11 protein-coding genes and 2 pseudogenes are annotated in these 25,714 nt (G+C 60.0%); 3 read left to right on the top strand and 10 right to left on the bottom strand.

Annotation, left to right across the window (positions count from 1 at the left end; genetic code table 11):
- Positions 1-10: 10 nt before the first annotated feature.
- The 4 genes and pseudogenes from QA648_RS22115 to QA648_RS22100 all read right to left on the bottom strand — a co-directional run bounded on the left by QA648_RS22115 (position 11) and on the right by QA648_RS22100 (position 3,730).
- A pseudogene (locus tag QA648_RS22115) lies at positions 11-2,073 on the bottom strand (recombinase family protein).
- Positions 2,063-2,518: a hypothetical protein gene (locus QA648_RS22110; protein ID WP_283053691.1), complete on the bottom strand. Its 456-nt coding sequence runs from the start codon at positions 2,516-2,518 to the stop codon at positions 2,063-2,065. Before QA648_RS22110 ends, QA648_RS22115 begins: the two are co-directional and overlap by 11 nt.
- A 394-nt stretch (positions 2,519-2,912) precedes the next feature.
- Positions 2,913-3,425 carry a hypothetical protein gene (locus QA648_RS22105; protein ID WP_283053690.1) on the bottom strand — a complete coding sequence of 171 codons (513 nt, stop codon included), beginning with the start codon at positions 3,423-3,425 and terminating at the stop codon, positions 2,913-2,915.
- A complete protein-coding gene (locus QA648_RS22100) occupies positions 3,422-3,730 on the bottom strand; it encodes a hypothetical protein (protein ID WP_283053689.1) in 309 nt (102 codons plus the stop codon). Before QA648_RS22100 ends, QA648_RS22105 begins: the two co-directional genes overlap by 4 nt.
- Positions 3,731-4,069: 339 nt before the next feature.
- On the opposite strand from QA648_RS22100, the pseudogene QA648_RS22095 reads away from it, so the two are divergent.
- Both QA648_RS22095 and QA648_RS22090 read left to right on the top strand, forming a co-directional pair.
- Positions 4,070-5,287, top strand: a pseudogene (locus QA648_RS22095) (IS3 family transposase).
- 666 nt (positions 5,288-5,953) lie between these two features.
- On the top strand, positions 5,954-6,283 hold the full coding sequence (locus tag QA648_RS22090; RefSeq protein WP_283053688.1) for a hypothetical protein: 330 nt from the start codon (positions 5,954-5,956) through the stop codon (positions 6,281-6,283).
- Between the two features lie 47 nt (positions 6,284-6,330).
- Here the strand turns inward: QA648_RS22090 and QA648_RS22085 are convergent, their stop codons facing one another.
- Genes QA648_RS22085 through QA648_RS22070 form a run of 4 tightly spaced genes read right to left on the bottom strand, consistent with a single transcriptional unit; the run spans position 6,331 to position 8,742 of the window.
- Entirely contained in the window at positions 6,331-6,903 is a 573-nt protein-coding gene (locus QA648_RS22085) for a hypothetical protein (protein ID WP_283053687.1), read from the bottom strand.
- Between the two features lie 37 nt (positions 6,904-6,940).
- Positions 6,941-8,131: a hypothetical protein gene (locus tag QA648_RS22080; RefSeq protein ID WP_283053686.1), complete on the bottom strand. Its 1,191-nt coding sequence runs from the start codon at positions 8,129-8,131 to the stop codon at positions 6,941-6,943.
- A gap of 27 nt (positions 8,132-8,158) precedes the next feature.
- Positions 8,159-8,458: a type II toxin-antitoxin system RelE/ParE family toxin gene (locus QA648_RS22075; RefSeq protein ID WP_283053685.1), complete on the bottom strand. Its 300-nt coding sequence runs from the start codon at positions 8,456-8,458 to the stop codon at positions 8,159-8,161.
- On the bottom strand, positions 8,455-8,742 hold the full coding sequence (locus tag QA648_RS22070) for a type II toxin-antitoxin system ParD family antitoxin (RefSeq protein WP_283053684.1): 288 nt from the start codon (positions 8,740-8,742) through the stop codon (positions 8,455-8,457). Before QA648_RS22070 ends, QA648_RS22075 begins: the two co-directional genes overlap by 4 nt.
- 260 nt (positions 8,743-9,002) lie before the next feature.
- Between QA648_RS22070 and QA648_RS22065 the strand changes: the two genes are divergently transcribed.
- On the top strand, positions 9,003-10,301 hold the full coding sequence (locus tag QA648_RS22065; protein WP_283053683.1) for a ParB/RepB/Spo0J family partition protein: 1,299 nt from the start codon (positions 9,003-9,005) through the stop codon (positions 10,299-10,301).
- Between the two features lie 230 nt (positions 10,302-10,531).
- Here the strand turns inward: QA648_RS22065 and QA648_RS22060 are convergent, their stop codons facing one another.
- Positions 10,532-11,200 carry a hypothetical protein gene (locus QA648_RS22060; RefSeq protein WP_283053682.1) on the bottom strand — a complete coding sequence of 223 codons (669 nt, stop codon included), beginning with the start codon at positions 11,198-11,200 and terminating at the stop codon, positions 10,532-10,534.
- A 12-nt stretch (positions 11,201-11,212) separates the two neighbouring features.
- Positions 11,213-25,693 (bottom strand): hemagglutinin repeat-containing protein, encoded by a 14,481-nt coding sequence (locus tag QA648_RS22055; RefSeq protein ID WP_283053681.1) that lies wholly within the window; start codon positions 25,691-25,693, stop codon positions 11,213-11,215.
- Positions 25,694-25,714: the final 21 nt, after the last annotated feature.

The following is a 25,714-nucleotide window of genomic DNA, read 5'->3' as shown; positions in this document are numbered from 1 at the left end:
GCCCATCTTTCTATGTTGTTGAAGGGAATAAGCTTTCCTGATCTGGATGCGATCCTGTGGGGTGTCGGGGGTTCTGCCGGGCGCGATCGAGGATCTGACGTGCTTGTGAGGTCGCGAGTTTTGAACGGCTGAAGATCCATGGGCCATCGGGTAGCGGATGAGCCCCCTCAATATCGCCAGCCTCGGCCGCCAGACGCAGCGTCTTTGGCGTTATCCCGAGTAACTTCGCCGCACCGCCCAGATTAAGCCATGGCTCGACCCCGTCGATCTGCGGACGGAAGACCGGAATCTTGCGATATGACCTCAGCGCGGTGACCCGCTCCCGTGTCCAGCGATTGCCATTGCCAGTTGTCAGTCCGTTGCGATTGAGGACACCGGCAATCACATCATCATTGGCGAGCAAGACGAGCTGTCTCACAGCGTCGACAATGTCGTCAGGGGTCGCGTTTCTTTGGCCACGGCGTCGCTTCGGCAGGCGCAGCTCGGTGTGGACGCCTCCAACCCAATGAATGACGAGGACGATCTCAGAAGTTCCATCATCGAGATCGGCGACCACTTCATTGATGAGCGTGCGCACGATGCGCTTCTTCAGCCTTGCATCGGTTGTCGGCGCCGTCCAGACGGTGCGAAGGTTTCCCGCAAGCGCGGTTACCTGTGATGCGGACATGGGGAACGGCTGAGGCGTAACTGTCCGATGTTTGGCAATCCTGGTCTCGATCTCGCCGACGCGTGCGAGTGTCCTATTCCAGCGCGCTTCGAGCTCTGACGTTACAAGTCTGTTCTCCGGATCGGCCGCGTCATATTGCCGGAATGCCCGGTCGGCTACATAGCGTGCTGCCTCGAGGTCGCGTAGCAGGGCATCCTGAACCTGATCGCGTTGGCTGGCCATATTGCGTTCCGCCTCAACGGCGGCCGCAATGGCTCCTGGTTCGACTACGCCGAGCAGCGCCTCCTCGATCGCATCATCGACCCGCAGACCGCCGAAGGCGATGCAACGTGGTTCGCCATTATCGAGTAGACCACGCCAACAGGAATAGCGCGGAATGTTATGCTTGTTTCCGGTGTACCGGACGGTCAGCTTTCGACCGCATCTCTTGCAACGGAAAAGGCCGGCAAGCAGAGCGTCGCCGTGCTTCGGCGCCCCGTGATGGCGGCTGGCTGGCACATTGTCGCTTACCATCTTGCGGATCTCCTCCGCCCGTTCCCAACTGACGTAACCTTCATGTGCATCCGGGATCAGCGCCAGCCATTCATCACGCGCCTTGCGACGAATTCCCGACCGGCCATCGTATCGGGGCACGGAGCGACTCTTACCATAAGCGTAAGCGCCTCCGTAGATCGGGTTCGCAATCATCCGGTGGATGGTGGCATAATTTGGCCTGCGCCAGATGACGTCACCATTGGTATACCTGACCGGCAGGTCCAGCCCCTGCTCGAGGAACCATAGCAGAGCCTGCCGCGCACTGCCGAGTTCGGCAACCTTGTCGAAGACGAGTGCGATGGCTTCCTGGATGCGTCGGTCGGGATCCTTCTCGATCCTGTCACCGGTCTTCACGAAGCCGGCCGGAACAGTGACCACGAGCTCACCGCGGCGAGCCTTCTCATAGCGGGCGGAAAGGGAACGCTGACGCAAGAGATCGAGCTCATACTCGTTGAGGCTGCCCTTCAAACCCAAGAGCAGGCGGTCGTTGCCCTGGCGGGGCGCATAAACTGCTTCCTGGTCGACCAGGACGGTATCGACAACGCGGCACATCTCGATGAGTTGCTGCCAATCGCGGCTGTTCCGGGCGAAACGCGATACCTCACGCGCGGCCACGGCGCCAACCTTGCCAAGGCAGACTTCCGCCACCATCCGATCAAATCCAGCGCGGGTCACGCCGCCGGCGGCGAACGACCAAGGTCGTCATCCACCGTCTCTATTTGTGACCATCCAAGCGCTGCCAGACGGTCGCGCATGGCGTACTGGAGGGCGCTGCTCTCTCGATTATGCAGAACCTGGTGAGCCGAGGACTGCCGAACATAGAGGATGGCCTTCCGCTCCAGATGATGCGGCCCGATCTTCTCATGCATCATGATCGGCCTCCTTCTGTTGGGAGGCATGTCCGCACTTTGCGTGATCGACGAACAGCCGCACGATGAGCACCGTCAACGCTTGGCGGGTCTCCTCCGGCAACTCCGGCCATTGCGGCGTCCCTGCCGTTTTCCCCGCTGCGGGGCCGAGAACAGATCGAACTGGCATGTCATGGGCTGGCGAGGCATGAACATCTCTCCGACTCGTTTCGTGAGAGACCAATGCTGCGCCCATTACCGAAGATTGCGATGAGACATCAGCGTCCTTCAGCAATCTTGCCAAAATATGCAGGCTTGCGAGATCGACGTGCGGAACCGGCAGGCTGCGCCAACAACCACTCACTGATCGGTCGAACATCCACGACGGGACCTCAAGAAGTCGACCAGAAGAAGAACCAGAAAGGCTGCAGCGGAAAACATGCGTCCCTTTGGACACCGCCTCATGCACGTGAACGAGCCGCCCGGACCAGGGATGCCACGGATACAAAAGCTCGCGAACCTCGGTCCCGTGGGTGTTCTGTCGTCGTGTTGTATAATGAGGAACGGCCTCATGGTGCGATCAGCAACAAGGTCCCGATCTCGCTGATGAATTCGGGAGGCGCAACCAGCCCGCCTCCTTGAATGAAGCCGGAAAACTCCAGCCTCCGCTGGTCCAGAAACCTGGGGCGGTTCATAATGGGCCGGACTCTAATCCATTCTGGAGGAAATTCTCAGTGGCAGGTCAGCTTCGACGGTATCTGATTTGGCTGCACGGGTGGATGGGTCCGAGCGCCGGTCCATTGGCCAGTTTGCGCGACTAGGCCGTCTGGCCATGATTTCGCTCTCTGCGGCGTTCAGCGCATCTAAAAAATTCTAATGGAAGTAATTATTTGAGAAGGATTGGCTGTCAAATCGCATGCATTTGATCCTCCGAATTCCAATCCTTTAAGACCATTTGAATAGAAAACCTCTTCGGCATCATCATATTCGAGCGGAGCAAATTCCAGCATTTCCGACACTTGGGATCCAAGGCCAACCTTCCCAAATATTTTGCCTTGGTACCTGTACGCCTCGTCACCTTTGCTAAATTGCACGATCATAAGCGTTAGTATCCCATGATCGAAGATCAAACGCACGAGGACATTTTGCCAATCGTAGACGACGTTATCCATGTCGGCAGCACGAAGAAGTATGCTCCCTTCTTTGTCAGAATCGACAATCAATCGAGGCGAGTTCAAAATCCCGATTGCACGACGCTCTGATGTACTATCGAATTCGAAAAGGGCCTGTACGTTAGCAAACGTCATGCCAAGCTGCAAACCTAGCATTGAGCTTCCAGGTTCAATAGGGGCGGACCAATCAAGGTTATAAGTCAATGCGCGCTCCAAGTTTTGCTGGCTGCATCATAAAATATTTTATTTCCAGCTTGGTTATAAAACGTTGTGTTGGTTTCCGGCCACCCAGTCACCCTATATGTAGCTGGGTCAATAACCTTAAAGGTTGCTCCGTCAGAATAGCTAAACCTATAGTATTGCCCGGCATGCTCGGAGGCCGTGCTTGCTGGGCTGTATTGAACCTGGTTGACCACTGGACCGCCGCCTTGCGGCGCATCTACGGTGAAAATTTGTGAATTCCCCCGATGAAACTTGCCCGCCGATTGCGCGAAGGCCGCATTTGCCATCAGGCCGTCGACGAGTCATGCGACAACGTCCTTTTTCATCGCTTCAGATATTGAAAAGCGATGCCTTTTTCTGCTCAATAGATCGCTTAATCGCATTCAGAAAGTCGGATTTGGAGATTCCGTCGTCTTCAAGACGGTAATTGCCTCCGAACAGGCTGATATCGAAATAATCACAACTACCACTCGCAAGATATGGGTCGACTACATCAAAGACCGCTTGGAGTTCCTGAGATGACGCATGCTTTACGAAGTCCTCAATAGCGTCAAGGTGAATTAGCCCCCGAAAGGCCCGGACATGCTCCACCACTTAGCTAAGTGGGTAGGAGTAATGTTGGTAATATGACTAGCAGCAATTTTAAGATGGAAGTCCTCTCCGGGCCGGAACGTCGGCGGCGTTGGAGCACGGCAGAGAAGCTCGCGATCATCCACGAAACCTATGAGGCGGACGCGACGGTGAGCATCGTCGCGCGTCGACACGGTATCCAGCCGAACCAGTTGTTTGCGTGGCGCAAGCTGGCGTCCCAAAGGGGCACTGACGGCGACGGCCGCCGAGGAGGAGGTCGTTCCGGCTTCCGAATACCGGGCGCTTCAGGCCCAGGTGAAGGAGTTGCAACGCCTGTTGGGCAAGAAGACGATGGAGAGCGAAATCCTGAAGGAAGCCCTCGAAATCGCCGGTGGCCCAAAAAACATCTGTTGCGCTCGCTCTCTCTTCCGAGGGGGATTTTGGAATGAAGACCGTCTGCGAAACTTTGGGTGTCGCCCGCTCGAATATCGCCGCGCGCGCCGCAGGCTCCCTTCCAAAGCCAGAGGACGCCCGCCACTACCTGATCGTGAGCTGCTGGAGGACATCAAGGCCGTCATCGCCGATACGCCTACCTACGGCTATCGGCGTGTCCATGCCATCCTGCGTCGGAATGCCCGGAAACTGGGGCGTTCGTGGCCCAATGCCAAGCGTGTCTACCGGGTGATGAAGCTGCACAATCTGCTGCTGGTGCGTCATACCGGAGCGGTCAATGATCGCCTTCACGACGGCCGGGTCGCCGTCGAGCGTTCAAACATCAGATGGTGCTCCGACGGCTTCGAGATCGGCTGCGACAACAAGGAGAAGGTGCGCGTCGCCTTCGCCCTCGACTGCTGCGACCGCGAGGCAATCGCCCATGTCGCCACCACCGAGGGCATCAAGAGCGAAGACGTGCAGGACCTCGTGATCACCGCTGTCGAGAACCGCTTCGGCCGCATCAACATGCTATCGAGCCCATCGAATGGCTCACCGACAACGGCTCCTGCTTCATCGCCAGGGACACGGCATCCTTGCTCCGCGACATCGGCATGGAACCTTGCACGACACCGGTGCGAAGCCCGCAATCGAACGGCATGGCCGAGGCGTTCGTCAAAACCTTCAAGCGCGACTACGTCTCGGTGAATCCAACCCCCGACGCTGAAACCGTCATCGCTCAACTGCCGTTCTGGTTCGAGCATTACAACAATCTTCACCCGCACAGTGCTTTAGGATATCAATCGCCGCGCGAGTTCATCAGCTCGCAATCTCAAACCTGAGCATGTCCGGTCTTTTGGGGGCAACTCCACAAGGTAGCTGTCGTAGACCAATTTCCAATCTTGATGAAAATAGCCCCCGAAGAACCGCATTGCGGGATGATTTCTATCTACGTCAACTATACCCATTTTTCGATGGATCGATCGCTTAATTGCGGTCAGAAATTCGCGTTTGGATAGGCCATCGCCTTCGGGACGATAATTGCCACCGAACTCGTGTATATCAAAATCCTCACAATTATCGCCTGCCAGGTACGGGTCGATTACAGCCAGCACCGCTTCCAACGTCTGAGTTCGAGCCCGTCGCACAAAGTCCTCGATAGCCGCTTGGCAACTATTATACTCGCGTCGCCAATATGGATAGAAATTGGCCCCAAAGAACTGGGTGGCAGGATGATTTCTGTTTGCGTATATCATGCTCAGAATTCCATTCACCTCACATATAGTCCGGAAAAGCTAGGCTACAAATCCGGAAATGACGTTAAAACAGTATAACCGTTCTTGCTCAACGGATCTTTCGTCAGAATAACCGTTGTGATCTTGGTAAGTGTCGACTGACTTGCACCCGGCTGCATGACATTGCCGACGTTTGATGAGGACGTGAAGCTTATTTTCAGCGTGTTTGGATCATTTCCGGCGATCCATGAGGAGATTTTGACCTGATTTTCAGTGCTGGAAATCGTATTTGCCACCGCACTGGCAGCAGTATCGATATCTGGAAAAGGCCGAAGCCATCTTCAGGTAGAAGTCGCTTGCAAGTCTTGCCAAGAGATCGGCATCTGTCTTGCCAACGTGCTCTGCAATAGTATGTCCGCCGAAGTTCTCGAACGCAATGAGAGTGTAACCCGTGACATCTTTAATGTTGCCGGCCGCACCAGTTTCGGCCGCCTTCGTCAACGCCTGATCGACAGCTTCCTTATCGATCGCGCTGATGCCAGCGAGGCCGACGCCAGTCCGCCGGATTCACAAAATCCGCCCGACGCTATAGCTGCTTGGTGATCGAAATGGCCGTATCGGCGTGCTGCAGAAAGGCAGAAAGGAGGCGCTCAAGCTCTGGCATTCCGCGACCAAATATGAAGGTCGCTGCTGTCCATCCATATCAACGTTTTTCCTGACCACGAAAATCCGAATGCTACGGGCAGCCCTTCCGATTTCATGACGAGATGATAGCTGGTATCTTTCCCGAAGCCTTGCCATTTTGGATCCAAGAAGAAAATCGACGCCGCAGGGGGCTGCAAAATGCTAAATGTGGTAGGCCACTGGAGTTGAATCGTCTCGATGGTCCATCCATCCGCAGTCGATGTGCGCAAACCGCCACCATCAATACCCGCCATTGGTATCCCAGCGTGATCAGGATCATTTAGCTTTACGGCTTCCAGAGCGTCCCAGTCGTAGCCGTTGTCCTCACGGTTCCGATATGTCCGTTCCCCAGACAAGCAGTCGTAAACACTCTGCCCGCTATGCGACACCACCACCAACTCCTCTCTATCTCTGACAAATCCTGTTGCAAAAGCGCCGCCCACCGCCGTGCGGATAATCAATTTCCACGGCGCGTCATTTTGCATCGCCGCTGCGGCATTCAGAGAGATGGTGAGAGCTTTGATGCCTTCGTCATTCATGAATTCGATATTCCGTATGTATCCGTCGATCGGAAGCCTAGCGAACGCGGCCCGACGCTTCAGCCGTCGCAATATTCCGCTGCACCTCTTCGGCGAGCTTCGCTCGTTCGAGCATCTGTTCTTTCGTGGGCATGTAAACCGACAATTGCGTCTGCCATCTGCCAACCCCCTGTATATTCAGATCAAGGCTCACAGGCAGGCGGTGATTGATTGGGGTTTCCGCCAGCACCTCCAGGCCCCGAACGCGTGCGACACATCGCAGCGGCGTAAATTCCGTTTTGAGCGCCTTATCGACCTTCGGGATAGATGCCTGGCGGATCACATCGATCTTCATCAGTTCCGGTAGCCACACTGATCCCGAAAACTCCTCAAAATACTCGAAGAACGGCATCCCGCTTTTGGGGCGGAACACGTTCTCGCCTCGCTGCATAGAGAGCACGGACTGTAGGATCTGCGGCAAGGCTTCCAATCCTCCTACCCGCGCAAGATGACCTTTGGCATCAACATAGATGTCATTGGTATCGGGATGGATCGCAAGCAAAGTCCCAAGTTCTTGCGCGTCTATGCGTTGCGCACCTGCCGCTATCGGGCACACCAAACCGAGGCTTCCGGTATGCCGCGTCAGGATCGGCGGCTGCAGAAGCTGTCTGCCGTCGCCGAATTCGTTCGAGAGGATATATCTGTCTTGAGCGCTGACGCAGTCAAATCCGTCAATGAATGCAATCAGATCGTGCTGGTCGCCCAAAAGGAAATGCTGAAGCTCGAGAGTCCAGCTCGTCGCCGATACCATGGTGATGTGGCCGGTACAGATCACGGCGGGGCCGATGGCCAGCAAACCGCCGACCGGCGTGCTTCCCGATCGGCCCAGGTTCTCGATTGCGGCGGCCTTTTCGCGCTCGCGCTTCATGTCCCTCAGCGCCGGCGCGGTGTATGTCACTTCATCGCGATCGATGAGTCGCGCGTGATCGGCGCAAAGCCAAATGGCGTTGCTGATATCGGACCTTTGCTCCGGGGTCATTGAGGCATCATAACGACGGCCGCCGGGAGCGGCCGCGCAGATATGAGCGGCTTCGCCCGTATTGGCCACTGCGTCAGGAGCCTCTTCGCTCGGGCCGATCGTCCCTTTCCCGCAGCCCGCCATCGAGCAGTGCCAGCCGGCACGCGCTGCAACGGCATTTTTGACTTTGGTCGAGAAGTTATCGCGATTGCTCACATGCTGGCTTTCCAATGTTCACCGCGGGGATGGATCTGACGCCTATTCGTCCGGGAACAACAGCCTTTCATAGTCGACGGCGCCATGGAGGACATGCAGCACTTCCACGGCATCATCCGCGATCCGGTAGAAAATAAGGTAGTCACCATAGGGGCGCCGGCGGATACCGGCGTCTTCTCGGCCGGGCAACAACGGAAAGGCTCGCGGCATATGTTCCAAAGCTTCACAGCGGTCGTAAAGCTCCCTGACAAACGTCTCCGCGCGAGCGGGATTGTCCTGTTTAATCCAACGGCCAATGTGCAGCATGTTTTCCCATGCCGCATCAGTTATTCTGACCTTCATTGACCGCTGCTTTGTTCCGGAAGGCCAAGCTCCTCGCGAAGCCGTTTGAACGCCACATCGAGAGGCATTGTCCGCCCGGCTTCCGCGTCGGCGATACCTCGCGCAAAAGCTTCATCCAGCGCCTTCAGCCTTTCAGCGCGATCACGCTGCTGGTTATAGCGCTCCCGAACCAGATTGCGGATATACTCGCTGCTTGACGCAAACGCGCCGGTACGCACCTGTTCGCGAACGAATTGCTCCAGTTCACCCGTCAGGCTTACGGTCATCTGTCCTGTTGGTTTCATGACATCGTCTCCTTTCTTCCCTTATAGCATATAGTGAAAATTAGTGACTAACACTATTTTACACTAGATGGTCTCCCAGCATGCCAAGGCTTTGGCGCGGTTCCCGCAGCTTTTGCCGCCATAGTGGGCCAAGGGGCTTCGCAGCCGGTTCCCCGCGAAGACTGTTGTCCCCTTCCATCCCCACCGCTCGCGCGGCCCCGGGAAGCAGAACGCGGTTCTGCTCCGTGTTCGATTTGAACAATCAAGGAAGGGAAGACGACATGGACACGATCGCCATGACTAATGAAACCATCATCGAGCCGGTCAGCATCCGTGCCACCATCGAACCCATCGCCCTGTCACGTCTGGTGCCGAGCAAGGCCAACGTGCGCCGCGTCAACGCTGGCGTCGGCGTGTCGGAACTGGCCGACAGCATCGAGGCCCATGGCCTCATCCAGAACCTGACCGTCCGCAAGGTGAAGAAGGGCAAGTATGAAGTCGTGGCTGATTCGCGCCGTCTTGCCGCCCTGAACCTGCTGGTCAAAGAAGGACGGCTGGCCGGGGATGCTGAAATCCCCTGTAGCGTGCGCGATGACAACGACAACGAACTGTCGCTGGCCGAGAACGTGCAGCGTGAAGCCATGCACATGATGGATGAAATTCTGAGCTACCGGCAGCTCGCCGAGGACGGAATGGCACCAGACCTCATCGCCTCGCGGTTTGGGCGATCGGTCATCACCGTGCGCCAGCGGCTCAAACTCGCCAACCTCTCGCCCAAGGTGCTGGACGAGTTGCGCACCGAAGATATGACCATTGAGCAGGCGCGTGCGCTGGCGTTGAGCGACAGCCATGAGGAGCAGGAACGGGTCTGGTTCGAGGCGCCGTCATGGAACCGCGACCCGCGTAGCCTGCGCTCCCTGCTGACACAGGAACACGTGCGCAGTACCGACCGACTGGCCTGTTTCGTGGGACTCGAGGCTTACGAAGTCGCAGGCGGCAACATCACCCGCGAGGACAGCAGCACCTTCCTGATCGACAGGGCCTTGCTGATGCAGCTTGCCATGGCTGAGTTGGAACAGGCGGCGGAAGCGGTGAAATCCGAAGGGTGGGCTTGGGTTGAGACGTCGCTGGAAACATCGTCCTTGTACAACAGCGGTTACGGGCGGATTTATCCGCAGACTCGTGCGTTGACGGACGAGGAAGAAACCGAACTGTCTGCACTGGCCGAAACCTGCGACGCATTGCAGGAGCAGCTTGAGGGTTATGAAGAAGGTAACCCTGCCATTGAGGCAGAGGAAACCAAGCTGGCGGATATCCAACAACGGATAGGGGATATCCCAAATGCCGCCCGCAGCTACGAGCGGCAGGAGATAGCACTGGCCGGATGTATTATTGCTATCGACCATGGCGGCACGCTGCAAATCAACCGTGGCTATGTGAAACCGGAAGACCGCGAGGCGCTGGCCAAACTGCAACTGGAGAAGGCTGCCAACATCGCCAATCACTCCTCGACCCGTACGACGCAGCTTACGACCGCCGTGACGACGATGTCAGCCTGGACGAGATCGAGCGGATACTGATTTAGGCGCTTGGCACCGGCACGGTCCGCGCCTAGTCCGGAAGCACTGCATCGGCCCCTGTTTATCATCTGGATCAGGCGAGCCCGCCGCGGCGCTTGAACCTCATGGCCTAATTTATTGCTCAATTGTCGAAGCGGCCGAGCCGAGGAGCACGGCTGCCAGGGCTATGGCGTTTTATCCCGGAAAGGATGCTTTCGCAGCTCTGTCATCGAGTAATGCAGTATTTCGAACTACTCTTGTCCTGGCCCCAAGTTGGATTGAGCAGGCCATATGCGCTTGAGGCTCTTCACTCCCTCGGGGTCCAAATTGTCCCAACTCTCAAGTCTAATACAATCAGTTCCAACGCCCGGTTTTTCCTTCTCAGCGATCTGGCAGGCAAATAGTAGCTGGCCTCCATTAGAAAGCTTCATCTCCACGACGCACTCGCAAACTATGCTCATTGTGGTGTTCATAGAATAGAAATTTTCCGGAAGCTTATATGCCGTGATGGCAGATATCGAATTTCCGGCCACCGATGCTTCTATAGGCGTAGGAAGCGCGCGTCTGATTTTCGTTCTGATTCCCGTCCTGTCCTGCTCCTCGAGAATGTCAAAAAAACTCGCGTTGTCCAGGTCGCATGCGACCTCACGAATTACTACTGACCCAAGAAAGTCATCTTCGTAGATAACAACCGTCGTGCCACTTCTGTAGGTTAGAAAGTAGGGCTGTCCCAAATAGGAATCAGAGAAGCCCCACTCCTTACGTCCCTGTCTGTCGTTCTCGATATCTGCATCCGAGAGACGACGCGTTCCAACTTTGAAATTTGTGACTACCTGGCCGATCATCTTGTTAAAAATTTCAGAACTCTCCGAAGGCAGCAGGTACCCGGCGCGCCGGCGTCTCAATATTTTGACCATCATTCCTCGTCTTCCTCATTTCGCCGCTTTCGCGGCGTTGAGCATGTCTTTCACCAATTGGGTAACGAAGTCATTCTTTGTTGCTGTGGCGGTTAGTTCCATCGGATCGTTGAGCAAGACGCGTCCATCGGTTGTTACCATGACTTGGAAATCTTTAATGGTGTTGCTTGCTAAATAATTCTGGATTGCCTCCAAATCGGGAATACTGTTAGCGCCCAGCCGGGAGAAAGCACTCGCTTCTTCGGCAGGATCGTTAAATGCCGGCTTAACAGTTATGGCGTCCGCCATATTGTCCATCAGAATAGCAGGTTGACCATCGGCGCTCACAATGCCGTAGTTCTTGACAACGGGCAGACCAGCATCGCCAAGCTGATTTAAGTACGAGACCTCGGCAATTAATTCATCGACAGAGCCCGTTTTTGAGATCGCGACAACTTTCGATGTGTCTCCCAATACCCCGTAGACGGTCTTATACGCTCCGGAACCAATTTCTACACCAAGCTTGATGTCATTGCCGCTGCCGGCCACCACAGTTTTAGCTGCGGTCAGGGTGCCGGGCCAAACTAGCTGACCGCCGCTGACGCCTGATCCTCCGAGCTCAGGTAAACCGGCTTGGATCTCCTGGAGAGCAAACGTCATGTATATGCCGTAGCAGGCGGCGACCTTCCCGCATGTCGCGATCAGCGAGCTGACGGCGCCGGAGCCAGCCATAGCCCCGTACACAGCAATAGCTGCACCAGCTCCGGTGACTGATCCAAGATCAAGCGGCGCCATCGCTTGAGCAAGATCTGCATTGTCACGATACTCAACGATAGCATGGAGTACGGCGACTAGACTGCCGTCAGCAAAAAACTGGGCCTTGACAGCCGCATAATCGGGATCGCTTGGATCCAGCGCATGTTGCTGGAAACCCACCCGAATCGCTTCAAGTTTGGCGAGATAACTATAGCAATCGAACGGGCTTCCGCTCGTGCACGCGGCCAGAGCTTCCTTGTTGGTCCGTGCGTCCTTCGCCTCCAGGTCGGCAATGCCATTTTCTAGGTCTTGGACGTCGCTAGCTTTGCAACTTTTGGGATTGTCATTGCACGCATCAAGTTTTCGCTGCATCGCGGCTTTCTTTTCCGCGTCATCATGCGAGAGGAAGTTATATTTGTAAGTGTCAAGACTTGCGGCGGCGCCTCCCGTGCCTCCTATGGCGGCGCCGACAAAGGCGGCGGCCCATTCGCCAATAGCTGTCTTTTGATCGTCAGTGAGATTAGGATTCGCCTTCAGAACCTGTTGGAGTATGCCGTTGGTAAGTTCCTCCACGGCCGCAGCGGCAGCCGCCTGGCCCGGATCGCCGCCCGCTAATTGTGCAATGACCGCGGCAGCGGCGGCATGCAGAGCAATCTTTTCAGGACTGCCTTCGTCCCATTGCATCTGTTTGGCAAGTGATCCAATCGCCATGTTGGCGAGCTGCGACAGGGCGGCGGCGCTCTGTTGCTGGGCTTTCAGCTTATCAATATCGAAGGGATCGACAGTGCTGCTGGCCTTAGAGGCGTCGGTGTTAAGCGCAGACAGATCCTGCTGCTGGTTCGCCAGGGTCCAGTTTCCGGGCGTGATCGTCGCCAGCGTCTCGCCGTGATCATCCTGCTTGGCCGGCTGAGCCACGACCGGGATAGGGATGCCAGCTCCTATAAGGCTGAAGCCGTAGCTGCTCGAGGAGGCCGACATCGAGTTGTCGATGTTGGAATAGAGGATCTGGTTCGCCGTTAGATCGTTGTTCTTGGGATCGGCGCTCGAGCCGATGAATCCGCCGATGAGATCGATGGAGCCGTCGGTGTTGACGTGATAACCACCGGACCCCGCAAAGATGCCACTCTGCTGGGATACATTGGCATAGTCGCCAGTGATCGTGCCCTGGTTATAGCCGCCGCTGATGCCGCCGGAACTGATGCCGAGCTGGGCGCTCTTCGTCTTTTCGTCATAGGATGCGATGTCCTGGCGGCTCTCGATGACGATGCCATTGGTAGCGCTGGCATTGACCGTATTACCGGACAGCACAGCGCCGGCAAGCGTCAGCGTGTCGCCGGAAACGACCGTGACCGAGTTCGTGCCGTTGACATTCGAATTGACCTGGGTGAGCGAGCCGGCTGTCTCCTTGCCGGAGCTGTAGCTTCCGTTCGCGGTCGGGCCAGCGTTGAAGATGTTGCGATTGGCGTCGATGCTCGCGGCAATGCCAACGCTGACCGCACCGGCCTTGCTGCTGCTCTTGCTGTCACTGGTCGCCTGCACGCTCTCGAGATCAACATTGCCTGCCGCCGAGATCAGCACATTGCCGTTGTTGGGGTCATCGGAGGCCGTCGTAGCCTGACCGTCTTTGCCGACACCGGCGCTGATTTGGACGCCGCGGCCGACGACATCGCCGGACTCGGCCACGATGGTGACTGAACTGCCGCGGATCGTGGGCGGAACCGGGACGGAGGTCGTCGATTCCGACGAACTTTCGCTAAAGCTATAGCCAGCCGTGAGCGAAATCCCGGCGACGGCCGGCTTGAGGCCAGTCTCTGGATTCGGCTTGGCATCTATGGCGGCCATGGTCGACGTAATCGCCTGATAACCCTTGACACCGGCCAGGACCGCGGGCGCGATCCCGTAGATACCATTATCCCCCGAAAGCAGGCTGGCTGCTTGTACTCCGGACTGAGCCGCACTGATCAGCGACGACTCTACCGTCAGGCTCACACCCGCAAAACTCTTCTTCTGCATCTCGGAGGCGTTGGTGACGTCGTTGCTTGACAGCATGTTGACGCTGTCGCCGGCAATTAGATCGACCGCTCCGTTGGCGGCGATCTGGCCGGATTGGTCGTTGATGTTGCGGTTGGCAGCAATGGTGATGCCGCCATCACTATCGAGCGAGCTCACCGCATTGATATTGGCGTCCTTCGAACGCTTCTCTTCCGAGGTGCCGACACCGATGCCGACCGAGACGCTGCCGCTGCCGACAGAGAAGTTGATGCCGAAGCCGGAGCGCTTGGTCTGGCTGGAGGACGACTGCTCCTCCGCGCCCGGTGCGATGTTGACGTCACGCTCCGACGAGACCAGCGTGCCGTCCCCGGAATGCGACGAGGATCCGAAGATGTTGACGTCGCCTTGCGTCGACTTGATCGTCGTCGTGCCACCCGACGACAGCGTCGAGCCGATATTGTCGGTCTCGCTCAGGCTGTTCTTCGAATCCTTCGATCCATAGATCGAGATGAACCCACCGCCCGATCCCACACCGATGCCGGACTTCTTGGTTTGCTTGTCGCTCTCGTGCTCCTCCTCGGCTGCCATGACGGTGATGGTCGAGCCGGAGAGGCTGAGATCGTTGCCGGCAGTGACGCTCGATCCGGAGATGACAGTCTCGCCACCAGCCGCGACGTTAACATTGCCGGATGCGGAGATGGAGGAACCGACGGCATCCTCGTCGTAGGTGTGCGTGTGGGTTTTCTTCGAAGAGAGGAAGCCACTCGACTTGCTGTCGGAGGTGGTCTCGTCGGTGTCCTTGCCGGAGGCGATGACGATGTTGCCGGCGGCACTGATCTTGGCATCCGCTGTATGGGCGGCATCGCCAGCAGTGACGTCGGAGGCCGAGATGGTGATGTTGCCACTGGTGGAGGCGATGGTGACGCCGGTCTGACCGGAGATCGACGAGCCCTCAGCCGTGGTCGTCGCCTCGCTGCTCTTGGTGTTTCCGGACTTGCTGGTGGAAGAAGCACTATCGGTTGCTTCACCAATGGTGATGTCACCCTTGGCGGTGAGATTGGCCGTGCCACCCTTGGCGGCGATATCGGAGCCAATGACGCTGATCGCTCCCTTGTCGGCCTCTACCGTGACGCTGCCGTTCTCGGAGGTGATCGAAGAGCCATTGCTGGTGACCGAGGTCGAGGACGCGCTGCCGCCCTTGTAGCCGGTGGCTACACCGGCGATCGTTTTCGACTGGCTGGTGGTCTGATCTTCAGTCGCCGTGATCGCGATGTTGCCGTTCGTCGAGACGATGCCGAGATTGCCCTTGGCATCGAGCGTCGAGCCGGCGATCAAGACGCCCTGATTGCCGGACACGGTCATGGCGCCGCCGGCGGTCAGCGACGAGCCCTGCTGCATCTGGCTGGCGGTCGTGGTGATGGTGCCGCCTTGGGCAAGGCTCAGCCGGTCTTTAGTGAGGACGGTGTTCTCGACGCCGGCGGAGATAATGTTGACCGAACCGTTCGAGGAGAGGACGGAAAGGTCGCCGCCGACCTTGGCGGAACTTGCGATAATGTTGACGCCGTTCGTGCCGGCGATAGAGAGATTGCCGCCGGTCGTCACAGTGGTGCCGATGAGCGCCTGCGTGCCGCCATTGTCCTGCTTGATGGCGCCGAGCGTCACGGTCTTGCCGGAAAGCTCCGCCGAGCCGCCGGCGGCGACCTTGGTGCCGGTGAGCGTCAGGCTGCCGGCACCGGCATCCATCTTCAGATTGCCGCCGGCGGTGACCCCGCCATTGGCGGCAACGACGGTCTGGCCGCCGATGTTCATCGTCTGGGCGGCCAGCGTGATGCCGTTGGTGGCATTGAGGTTCATGTTGCCGCCGGCGAGGAAGACGCCGCCATTGGCCTTGATGTCGGTGGCATTGATGGTCATGCCGTCGGCGGCAGCGATCGCGCCGGAATTGTCGACGGAGCCGGCATCGATGCTGACCGTGTTGCCGGCAATGACGGCGGCGCTGTTGTTGACCTTGGCGCGGTCGGCGGCCGAGAGATAGACGACCGGCACCAGCACCTGCGCACCGTCGACGATCTCGGTCTGGTAGATGACGATCGACTGGGTGAGCGACGCCGCCTGCTCGGGCGTCAGCGCCTGGCCGAGGGCAAGGCCGTTGGCCTCGGCATAGGCGACACCATTGTCGAGAAGCGTCTTCATCTGATCGGTGGCATTGTTGCCGGGGATGAAGGAGCCGGCGCCGAGGCCATCGCCGACCAGTTGCCGCAACTGCTCGTCAATGAGCTGGTTGTCGAAATAGGCGTCGCCGAGGAAGGGAACCTGCGTCTCCGGCGTATAGCCGATCCGGTCGATAAAATAGGCCGAGCCGTAGAACTTCGATACGTCGAGGAAGGCTGCCCGCGTTTCGAACAGGAAGACCTGGCCCGGCACCGTGCCGCCGACGCCGCCGCTTTGCGGCTTGGCAAGCGAAGCGAGCTGAGCGCCATTCACCTGCAGCATCTGGGCAAGATTGCCGCTGTTGCCGATGGCGGCGGTGAGCTTGCCCATCAAGCTGTTGGGATTGACCGAGGCGCCACCGGTGGTCAAGGCAGTCGAATTGATCGAAGGTCCGCCGGCGGCGGTCACGCCGTTGCCGCTCAGCGAGGCGCTACCATTCGCTGTCAGGCTGCCGCCGCTAATCGAAACGCCGTTAGCGACAGCCACGCTGTTCCCGTCCACTGAGGCGCTGCCATTCGCCGTCAAGCTACCGCTACTGATCGAGGTACTGCCTGCAGTCAGGCTGCTGCCATTGACCGTCGGACCGCTGGCAATCGTTGTGCTAGTGCTTGCAAGCGACGGGCCGCTACTGAGGCTGGCACCCCCATTGGCGGCGACGCTGGCGAGCGAAGCGTTGACGTTGAACAGGGCGCCGCCGGCCGTCATGCTGTTCAAGGCGCCGAGCGGATTGCTCGCCGTCGCCGCAGCATCGATAGCCACCCCGCCGTTGATCGAGCCATTGGCGGCGACGTTGTTGACCGTGCCGCCGCCATTGATGACGAGCGCGCCCCGCGCCTCGATGACGCCCGAGATCGCGCCGATCGCCTGTAGGCTCACCGTGGAGCCGGCGGCAAGGTCCTTGGAAGCGTCACGATGACCGTTGGGATTATTTGAATAGGTGAGCGACGGATCGTTGCTGCCGATGCAGGGATTGTTGGGGCCGCTGCAATCCGGACCGCCCTGCGTCGTGTCGGATTTGATGACATCGGGATAATATTGGCAGGGGGTGGAGCTGTCGCAGGTGGTCGTGATGGTGCGGTTCAGCGTCGTGCCGTCGTTGGTCAGCGTGCCGGCGACGGTCAGCAGCATGTTGCTGTCGGACTCGATCGAGCTATAGGCGTTGGTCAGATTGATCGCATTGATGGTCAAGGGACCACCGGCACGGATCTTGGCCGAAGCGCCGGCGCCGGAGATCAGTTGATCCTGCGAGACGATCTGGCTCACCAGATGGTCGACGGTCTCCGTCCAGGCATAGGTCGGCTCATGTTGTCCCGAGCCGGTGCCGCACCGCGTCTCGCACTTGTAGGTCTCGGTGATCAGATCATAAGCGCTGAGGATGGTGTTGGAGATCTGGACATTGCGCTGGATCACCGGTCCGGAGGTCGTGGTGTTGGTCAGACCGTTGGTCAGGATCGACATGCTGCCGCCGGACTGAATGAGGCCGGCGGAGTTGACAACGGCGCCATTGCGACCACCGCCTGGCCCTGCAATGGCAAGACCATTACCGGACAGCAGAGCCCCTTGATCATTGGTGAGCACGCCGCCGACGAAGAAGTTGGCGTTGTTGCCGGCAAAGACGAGGCCGGAGGGGCTGTTGTAGAAATCCCCTGATACGTTGAAGGTGAGATCGTTGCCGGCGGCGAGCTGACCGCCATTACCGAGCGACGGCAGATTAAGCGTCAGGTCGTGCGCGGCAAGCAGCGAGGTGCCGGCCGTCGTGGTAAGGCCTGCGGCGGAAACGGTGATGTCGCCTGAGCCGCCACCGTTGGTGACGGCGCTGACGTCAGCATTGGAGAGGTCGGCGTTGCCGGAAAGATTGAGTGTCAGGCCGCCGAAGACGAGATTGCTGCCGGAGAGGTTGGCGGAGGATGCGTTGACGATCAGCGTGCCGGCGCCGGCAATCGCGCTGCCCCGGCTGCCGGAAAGATCGAGGGCGCCGGTGTTGAGGGTGAGATTGCCGCCGACACGGGTGGTGCTGGTATAGCTGATGGAACCGGGTGCGGTGAGCGTGGCATTGCCAAGGCTCTGCAGGCTGGCATAGCCGATGTTCTGCGTTGCCGTGGCGGCAACACTGCCGCCTGAGAGCAGTACATTGGCGTTGATGCTGCCGCTGGAGGCGGCAAGTGTCATCGCGCCGGTGTGCTGCAGCATCAGGCTGCCGCCTGAGGCCGCACTGGTGGCGGCAAAGTCGACGCCGGACACCAGGCTGTTGATTGTCATCGACCGGGCAGCAAGATTGGCGTTGCGCGCGGCCAGCGACTGGCCGCTAAGCGTGATCGCATTGCCGGCATTTACCGTCAGGTCGCCATGGGCAACGGCATTGGTGCTGACATTGCCCGCCGCATTGGCGGTGATGCTGCCGGCGGCCATCAGGCTGCTGACAGAGATGTCGCCGGACGTCGCCTGCAGCGTCAGATCACCCGCATTGCCGAGAACGATATTGCCGCTTGCCGATTGGCTGGTGGCGGTAAAATCGACGCCGGCGACGATGACATTGCCGCTGATGCTGGATCCGGTGATCGAGACGTCGCTGGCGCCAAGAAGCTGGCCGTTGATCGCAATCGCGCCGGGGCTGGTGGACGAGCCGATCGCCACCGTGCCGTGGCTGGTGATATTGCCGCCGGTAAGGGCGCTGGCCGCCACATCGAGACTGCCGGCAACGATCAACGTGCCGGCCGTGACGCTTGTCGCAACGATGTCGAGATCGCCACTAGATCCGAGAGCGATGGCGCCGTTTGACGATTGCGCGGTAGAGGCAAAATCGACGCCGGTGACGGCCTGACCGACCTGGACGGCCTGGCCGGAGAGCGAGACATCATCGGCGCTCAGAAGCTGGCCGGTGACAATGACACTGCTGCTGCCGGCAAGGGTGACATCGCCATGGGCGGTGACGGCGCCGGCTGTAATGGTGGCAGCGCTGGCGTCGATATCGCCGGCCGACAGCATGGTCGACGTTGCAAGACCGGCGGAGGCGTAAAGATCCATGGCGCCGGACGATGCCAGCACGATACTTCCGCCGGCGGCATTGGTCGCGGCAAAATCGATGCCGGAGATCAGGGTGGGGGCGCTGATGCTGCCGCCATTGATGGTGAGGTTGCCGGCGGCAAGCACCTGGTTGCTGACATCGACATTGCCGAGAATACCGACCTTACCGTGGCTGGTGATGCCGTCGGCCCGAAGATTGGCCGCCTGTGCCGTAAAGTCGCCAGCCGACAACATGATTTGCGAGACGATATCGCCTGTCGCGGTGAGGTTCATGGCACCCGATGATCCGAGCACGATATTGCCGCCGGCTGTGGTGGTGGCGGCAAAGTCGATGCCGGAGATCAGCACCGGCGCGCTGATGCTGCCGCCGTTGATGGTGAGATCACCGGCTGCCAGGATCTGGCTGGTGACATCGACGTTGCCGTTGATCCCGACCTTACCGTGGCTGGTGATGCTGCCGGCCTGAAGATCGGCAGCCGTCGCAGCAAAGTCGCCAGCAGACAGGATGGTGCCGGCTGTGGCATCGCCGGAGACGGTGAGGTTCATGGCGCCCGATGATCCGAGCACGATATTGCCGCCGGCCGCATCGGTCGCGGCAAAATCGACGCCGGACACCAGAAGGCCGGCACTGAGGCTGCTGCCGTCGATGGTGAGATTGCCGGCCGACAGCACTTGGCCGCTGACATCGACGCGACCGGTTCCGGTCGTCGTGCCGCTGGCCTTCAGATCGACGGTACCATGGCTGGTGATGCTGCCCGCCGTCAGGTCGAGCGCTTGCGCGGTGAGGTCGCCGGCGGACAACAGCGTGCCGATGGCAAGATCGCCCGTCGACGTCAGTGAGACGTCGCCGCTGGATGTCTGGATGATATTGCCGCTGGCAGCCGCGGTGCTTGCGAAATCGACACCGGAGACGATGGCGCCGGCGGTGATCCCCGAGCCGGAGATAGTGATGTCGCCGCCGCCGAGGACTTGGCCATTTACGGTAGCCGCACCGGCAAGCGTGATGTCCTGGTGCCCGGTGATCGCGTCGGCAGTGAGAGTGGCCGCGCTGACATCGATGGCGCCGGCAGCCTCCATGGTCGATGCCGCAGCATTGCCGCTGACCGCAACCGTCAGATCGCCGGTCTGGCCAAGGACGATATCGCCGCCGGCAGCATTGGTGGCATCAAAGTCGATGCCGGCGACAAGGGTTTGGGCACTTAAGCTCTGGCCGGTGATCAGCACATTGCCGGAGCCGAGCACCTGACCATTGACGACGATGGCGCCGCCGAGCGTCACATCGCCATGCGCCGTCATGGCATCGGCAGTGACGGTCGAACCGGCAGCACTGAGATCGCCCGCCGACAGCAACGTGCCCGTATTGATGTCGCCGGCCGAGGTCAGCGTCAGATCGCCACTGCTGGCAAGGACGATGTTGCCACCGGCGGCCACCGTTGCGTCGAAGTCGATGCCGGAAACGACCGCACTCGCTGTGATGCTGGAACCGGAGATGTCGATGGCGCCGCCGCCAAGGACCTGGCCGCTAACGGCAGTGGCGCCGGAAAGGGTGATGTCCTTATGTCCGGTGATCGCGTCAGAGGTAACGGAAGCTGCACTGATGTCGATTGCCCCGGCGGCCTGAATGGTCGACGCCGCGGCGGCGCCGCTGACCGAAACGGTCAAGTCGCCGGTTTGGCCGAGGACGATAGTGCCATTGGCAGCATTGGTGGCATCGAAGTCGATACCGGCGACAAGGGTCTGAGCGGAAAGGCTCTGGCCTGTGATTGAGACATTACCGGAGCCGAGAATTTGGCCGCTGACGCTGATCGCACCCCCGAGTATCACATCAGCATGCGACGTGACAGCATCGGCGGTGACGGTCGTGCCACTGGCATTGAGATCCCCCGCCGACAGCAGCGTGCCGGCGTCGATATTGCCGGTCGAAGCCAGTGTCAGATTGCCACTGCCGGCAAGGACGATATTGCCGCCGCCGGCGGATGTGGCAGCGAAGTCGACACCGGAAACGATGGTGCCGGTCTCGATGCTGGAGCCGGAGATGGTGACGTCGCCGCCACCCAGGGCTTGACCGTTAATCCTGGTCGCACCGGAAAGGCTGATGTCCTGATGACCGGTGATCGTGTCGGCGGTGACGGTGGCGCCGCTAACATCGATGACGCCGGCGGCCTGGATCGTCGACGCCACAGCCGCGCCGCTAACGGAGACCGTCAGATCGCCGGTCTGGCCAAGAACGATATCACCGCCGGCAGCATTGGTGGCGTCGAAGTCGATGCCGGCGGCAAGGGTCTGTGCTGACAGGCTTTGGCCGGAGATCGATAGATTGCCAGAGCTCAGAATCTGGCCGCTGACGTCGATCGCGCCGCCGAGCATGATATCGCCATGGGCTGTGACGGAATCCGCGCTGACACTGGTGCCCGTCACGTTGAGATCGCCGGCCGACAGCAGCGTGCCGGCATCAACGATCCCCGTCGAAGCAAGGGTCAGATCGCCGCCGTTGGCAAGGACGATATTGCCGCCGCCAGCAGACGTGGCGGCGAAGTCAACGCCGGAGACGACGGCGCCAGCCTTGATGCTGGAGCCGGAGATGCTGATGTCGTTGCCGCCGAGAACTTGACCACTAATCGTGGTCGTGCCGGCAAGCGTGATGGCCCCGTGGCCGGTGATGGCATCGGCGGTAACGGACGCTGCAGTGACGTCGATCGCACCGGCGGCCTCAATGGTCGAAGCCGCGGCAGTGCCGCTGACCGAAATGGTCAGGTCGCCGGTTTGGCCGAGGACGATATTACCGCCAGCCTCATCGGTCGCGTCGAAGTCAATGCCGGCGACAAGGGTCTGAGCCGCCAGGCTCTGGCCGGTGATCAGCACATTGCCGGAACCGAGGATCTGATCGGTAACACTGATGGCGCCGCCAAGCGTCACGTCGCCATGAGCGGTGATGCTGTCCGCCGCGATCGACGAACCAGCAGCATTGAGATTACCGGCAGAGAGCAGCGTGCCGGCATTGATGATCCCGGTCGAGGTGAGGCTCAGATCGCCACTGCTGGCGAGCACGATGCCGCCGCCAGACGCAGCTGTCGCGGCAAAGTCGACACCGGAGACGATGGTGCTGGCGATGATGCTGGAGCCGGAGACGGTGATGTCGCCGCTACCAAGGACTTGGCCATTAACAGTCGTCGCGCCGGCAAGTGTGATGTCCTTATGGCCGGTGATCGTGTCGGCGGTGACAGTGGCTGCACTGACGTCGATAGCACCAGCAGCCTGGATCGTCGACGCTGCCGCGGCACCACTGACCGCCACCGTCAGATCGCCGGTCTGGCCAAGGACGATAGTGCCGCTAGCGGCATTGGTGGCGTCGAAGTCGATACCGGCGACCAGGGTCTGCGCTGACAGGCTCTGGCCGGAGATCGATACATTGCCGGAGCCCAAGATCTGGCCGCTGACGTCGATCGCACCGCCGAGCATCATGTCGCCATGGGCCGTGACGGCATCCGCGGCGACGGTGGTGCCCGTCGCATTGAGATCGCCGGCCGACAGCAGCGTTCCAACGTCGATATTGCCGGTCGAGGCCAGCGTCAGATCACCGCTTGTCGTTTGGACGATGGCGCCGTTGGCGGCAGCCGTTGCGGCAAAATCAACGCCGGAAACGATGGCGCCAGCCTTGATGCTGGAACCGGAGATATCGATGTTGCTGCCGCCAAGGACTTGGCCGCTTACGTTAGTCGCACCGGCAAGGGTAATGTCCTTGTGGGCGGTGATCGCATCCGCAGTGATGGTCGCGCCGCTGGCATTGAGATTGCCGGCGGCCTGTGTGGTCGGGGCTGTAATGGCGCCGCTGACCGCAACCGTCAGATCGCCGCTGGATGTGAGCACGATCGTGCCGCCGGCGGCATTGGTAGCGTCGAAGTCGATGCCGGCGACGAGGGTCTGGGCCGCCAGGCTTTGGCCGGTGATCGCGACGTTGCCGGCGCCAAGGATCTGATCGCTCACGCTGATGGCGCCGCCAAGCGTCATGTCGCCATGGGCCGAGATATTGTCGGCGGTGATACTCGCGGCGCTCGCATTAAGATCGCCTGAAGACAGCAGCGTCCCGGCAGTGAGCGCACCAGAGGCGGTCAATGTCAGATTGCCGGTTCCGGCGGCCGTTGTGCCAAGGACAATCGTGCCGCCGGCGGTGTCGGTGGCGGCGATATCGACGCCGGAGACAATGGCGTCGGCCGCAATGCTGGACCCGGAGACGCTAACATTGCCGCCACCAAGGACCTGGCCGCTGACATCGACGCGACCGCTGCCTGTCGCCGTGCTCGTGGCGCCGGCAAGGGTGATATCCTTGTGGCCGGTAACGGTGTCGGCGGTGATCGTCTGGCCGACCGCATCGATCGTGCCGGCTGCAAGGATCGTCCCGATCTGGACGGCGCCGGCGCTGTCGTCGATCGTCAGATCGCCGCTACTCGCCAGCACGATATTGCCGCCGGCCGCCTTGGTCGCGGCAAAGTCGACGCCGGAGGCTAGAAGATCGGCGCTGACGCCATTGGTATTGCCGTTGATGGTGATGGCGCCGGCACCGAGCAGCTGGCTGGCGACATCGACGCCGGCATCGATGTGGACATTACCGTGGCTGGTGAGATTGTCGGCCTGCAGCAGCGCGGCTTGAGCGGTAAGATCGCCGGCCGATAACAAGGTGCCGACATCGACCGTGCCGGCGGCGGCGGTCAGATCGAGCGCGCCGACGTTCCCAAGGGCGATATGGCCGCCGGCCGCATCGGTGGCGGTAAAGTCGACGCCGGAGGCGATCGTCGTTGCCTGAATGCCGGCCCCGGAGATGGCGATGTCACTGCCGCCAAGGATCTGGCCGCTGACATTCACGAGACCGTTTGCCGCCGTCGCGCGGGTGGCGTTGATTGTGATGGCGCCGTGACCCGTGATGGTCTGGGCCGTCAGCGACGTCGCGTCGACCGTGATGTTGCCGGATGACAGCAGGCTTGCGGCATTGACCGCGCCGCCTGTCGCCGTCAGTTGCAGGTCAGCGGCGCTCGCCAGCACGGTTTTGCCGGCCGCATCCGCCTGCGTTGCGGCGATGTCGAGGCCGGAGACGGTGGCACCGGTCGAGATCGAGCGGCCGGTGGCGGCAATCTTGCCCTGGGCGAACACCGTGCCGACAACGGAAATATCGAGGCCGGCATCAAGGCCGATATTGTTGTAGCTCAACAGCGATGCGGCCGAGATTGATCCGGAGGTGGCGGTAATCGACAGCGCGCCCTTGCTGCTGGCAACCCCCGTGAGGCTGATATTGCCGGCCGAGGCCGACAACGTCGCGGTTCCACCGGCCGTGACATTCGCACCAGAGATGCCCCCCGCCGATGTCATCGCCACATTCGTGGCGCTGTTGACGTCGCCGGTCACACTCAACAGGCCGGCACCGCTCGACAAGGCGATATCGTCGTTGGCAGCGACCGACTGCAGCGTGATGCCGGAATCAGCCTGAATGGCGAGTTTTGCCTTCGAGGTCACCTTGGCCGCCGTCACCTTGGACTTCGAGGTGATGGAAACGCCCTGGCTGCCCGACACATTGCCGATCGAGATCTTGCCGTCCGCCGACAGCGTCAGGTCTCCAGCATTGGCGGCCATGTCGCCGCTCATGTTGACGCCGGCGCCCTTCTCGGTGACGACGATCTTGATGCGGTCGGCCTGCATGGCGCCGAGCGCCGTGCCGTCGATGGCATATTCCGGCGTGCCGGAGACGGAGGTCAGTGCCGTCGCCTCGCCCGTCGCATAGTCATATTTGTTCGCTCCGGCCGTCAGGCGCAGCGTCTTGCCATAAACCGGGCCGTTGACGTGAATGCTGCGGGAGACGACGTCGAAGAGATCGACAGAACCGGGGCTGGCCGCAAAGTTGCCGCCGGCGCCCTCGAAGGTCACATCGCCGCCATTGACGGTAAACCCTGTCAGGCTGCCGTCGGCGCCGATGGTGGGAACGCCGGTGGTCAGGGTGGCATGCGGCGTGTTGATGAAGCCGCAGCCGTTGCAGGTGATTCCGTTAGGATTCGCTACTATGACGTCCGCTTTGGTCCCGAACACTTCCGTCGGGCCATTCAGGGCCGAGCGGTTGCCGCTGGTGACTTCGTTGAGGATCACCGAGGCCGGGTTCGAGGCATTGAGGTTCGGATTGCCCGGCGTGACCCCGCCGAGGTTCGATGTTCCTTGCTCGCCCTTGAAATTGTTGAGAATCGCGCCCTGGGTCCCGACGTTGAAATTGTCGTATTTGTTGTGCGACAGTCCAGCCGCGTTTGGGGTGACGATGTCGACCAGCGGCACGCCGTTCGGAGCCGCTCCGACACTCGGCTGGTTGGCGACAGGGGCCGTCGTGCTTGCCGAGATCGATTGGGCGTTGGCGATCATCGGCTGGAATATCAGCAGGCCGCTCAGCAGCAGCGCCAAAGACTGGTGGGCAAAACGCATGAGGCGGCGGCCAAGGACCTCGCCTGCTTCGATGCCGCATTTTGCTGTCGCAGGCTTACGCCGCACGATCATCCTGCTCATGGCACGCCTTCCGGTGCTTGA

The organism is Rhizobium sp. CB3171, from assembly GCF_029714265.1.
Classification (GTDB): domain Bacteria; phylum Pseudomonadota; class Alphaproteobacteria; order Rhizobiales; family Rhizobiaceae; genus Rhizobium.
Note: the sequence above shows the minus strand (reverse complement) of the source record. Positions and strands in the feature narration are given on the sequence as shown.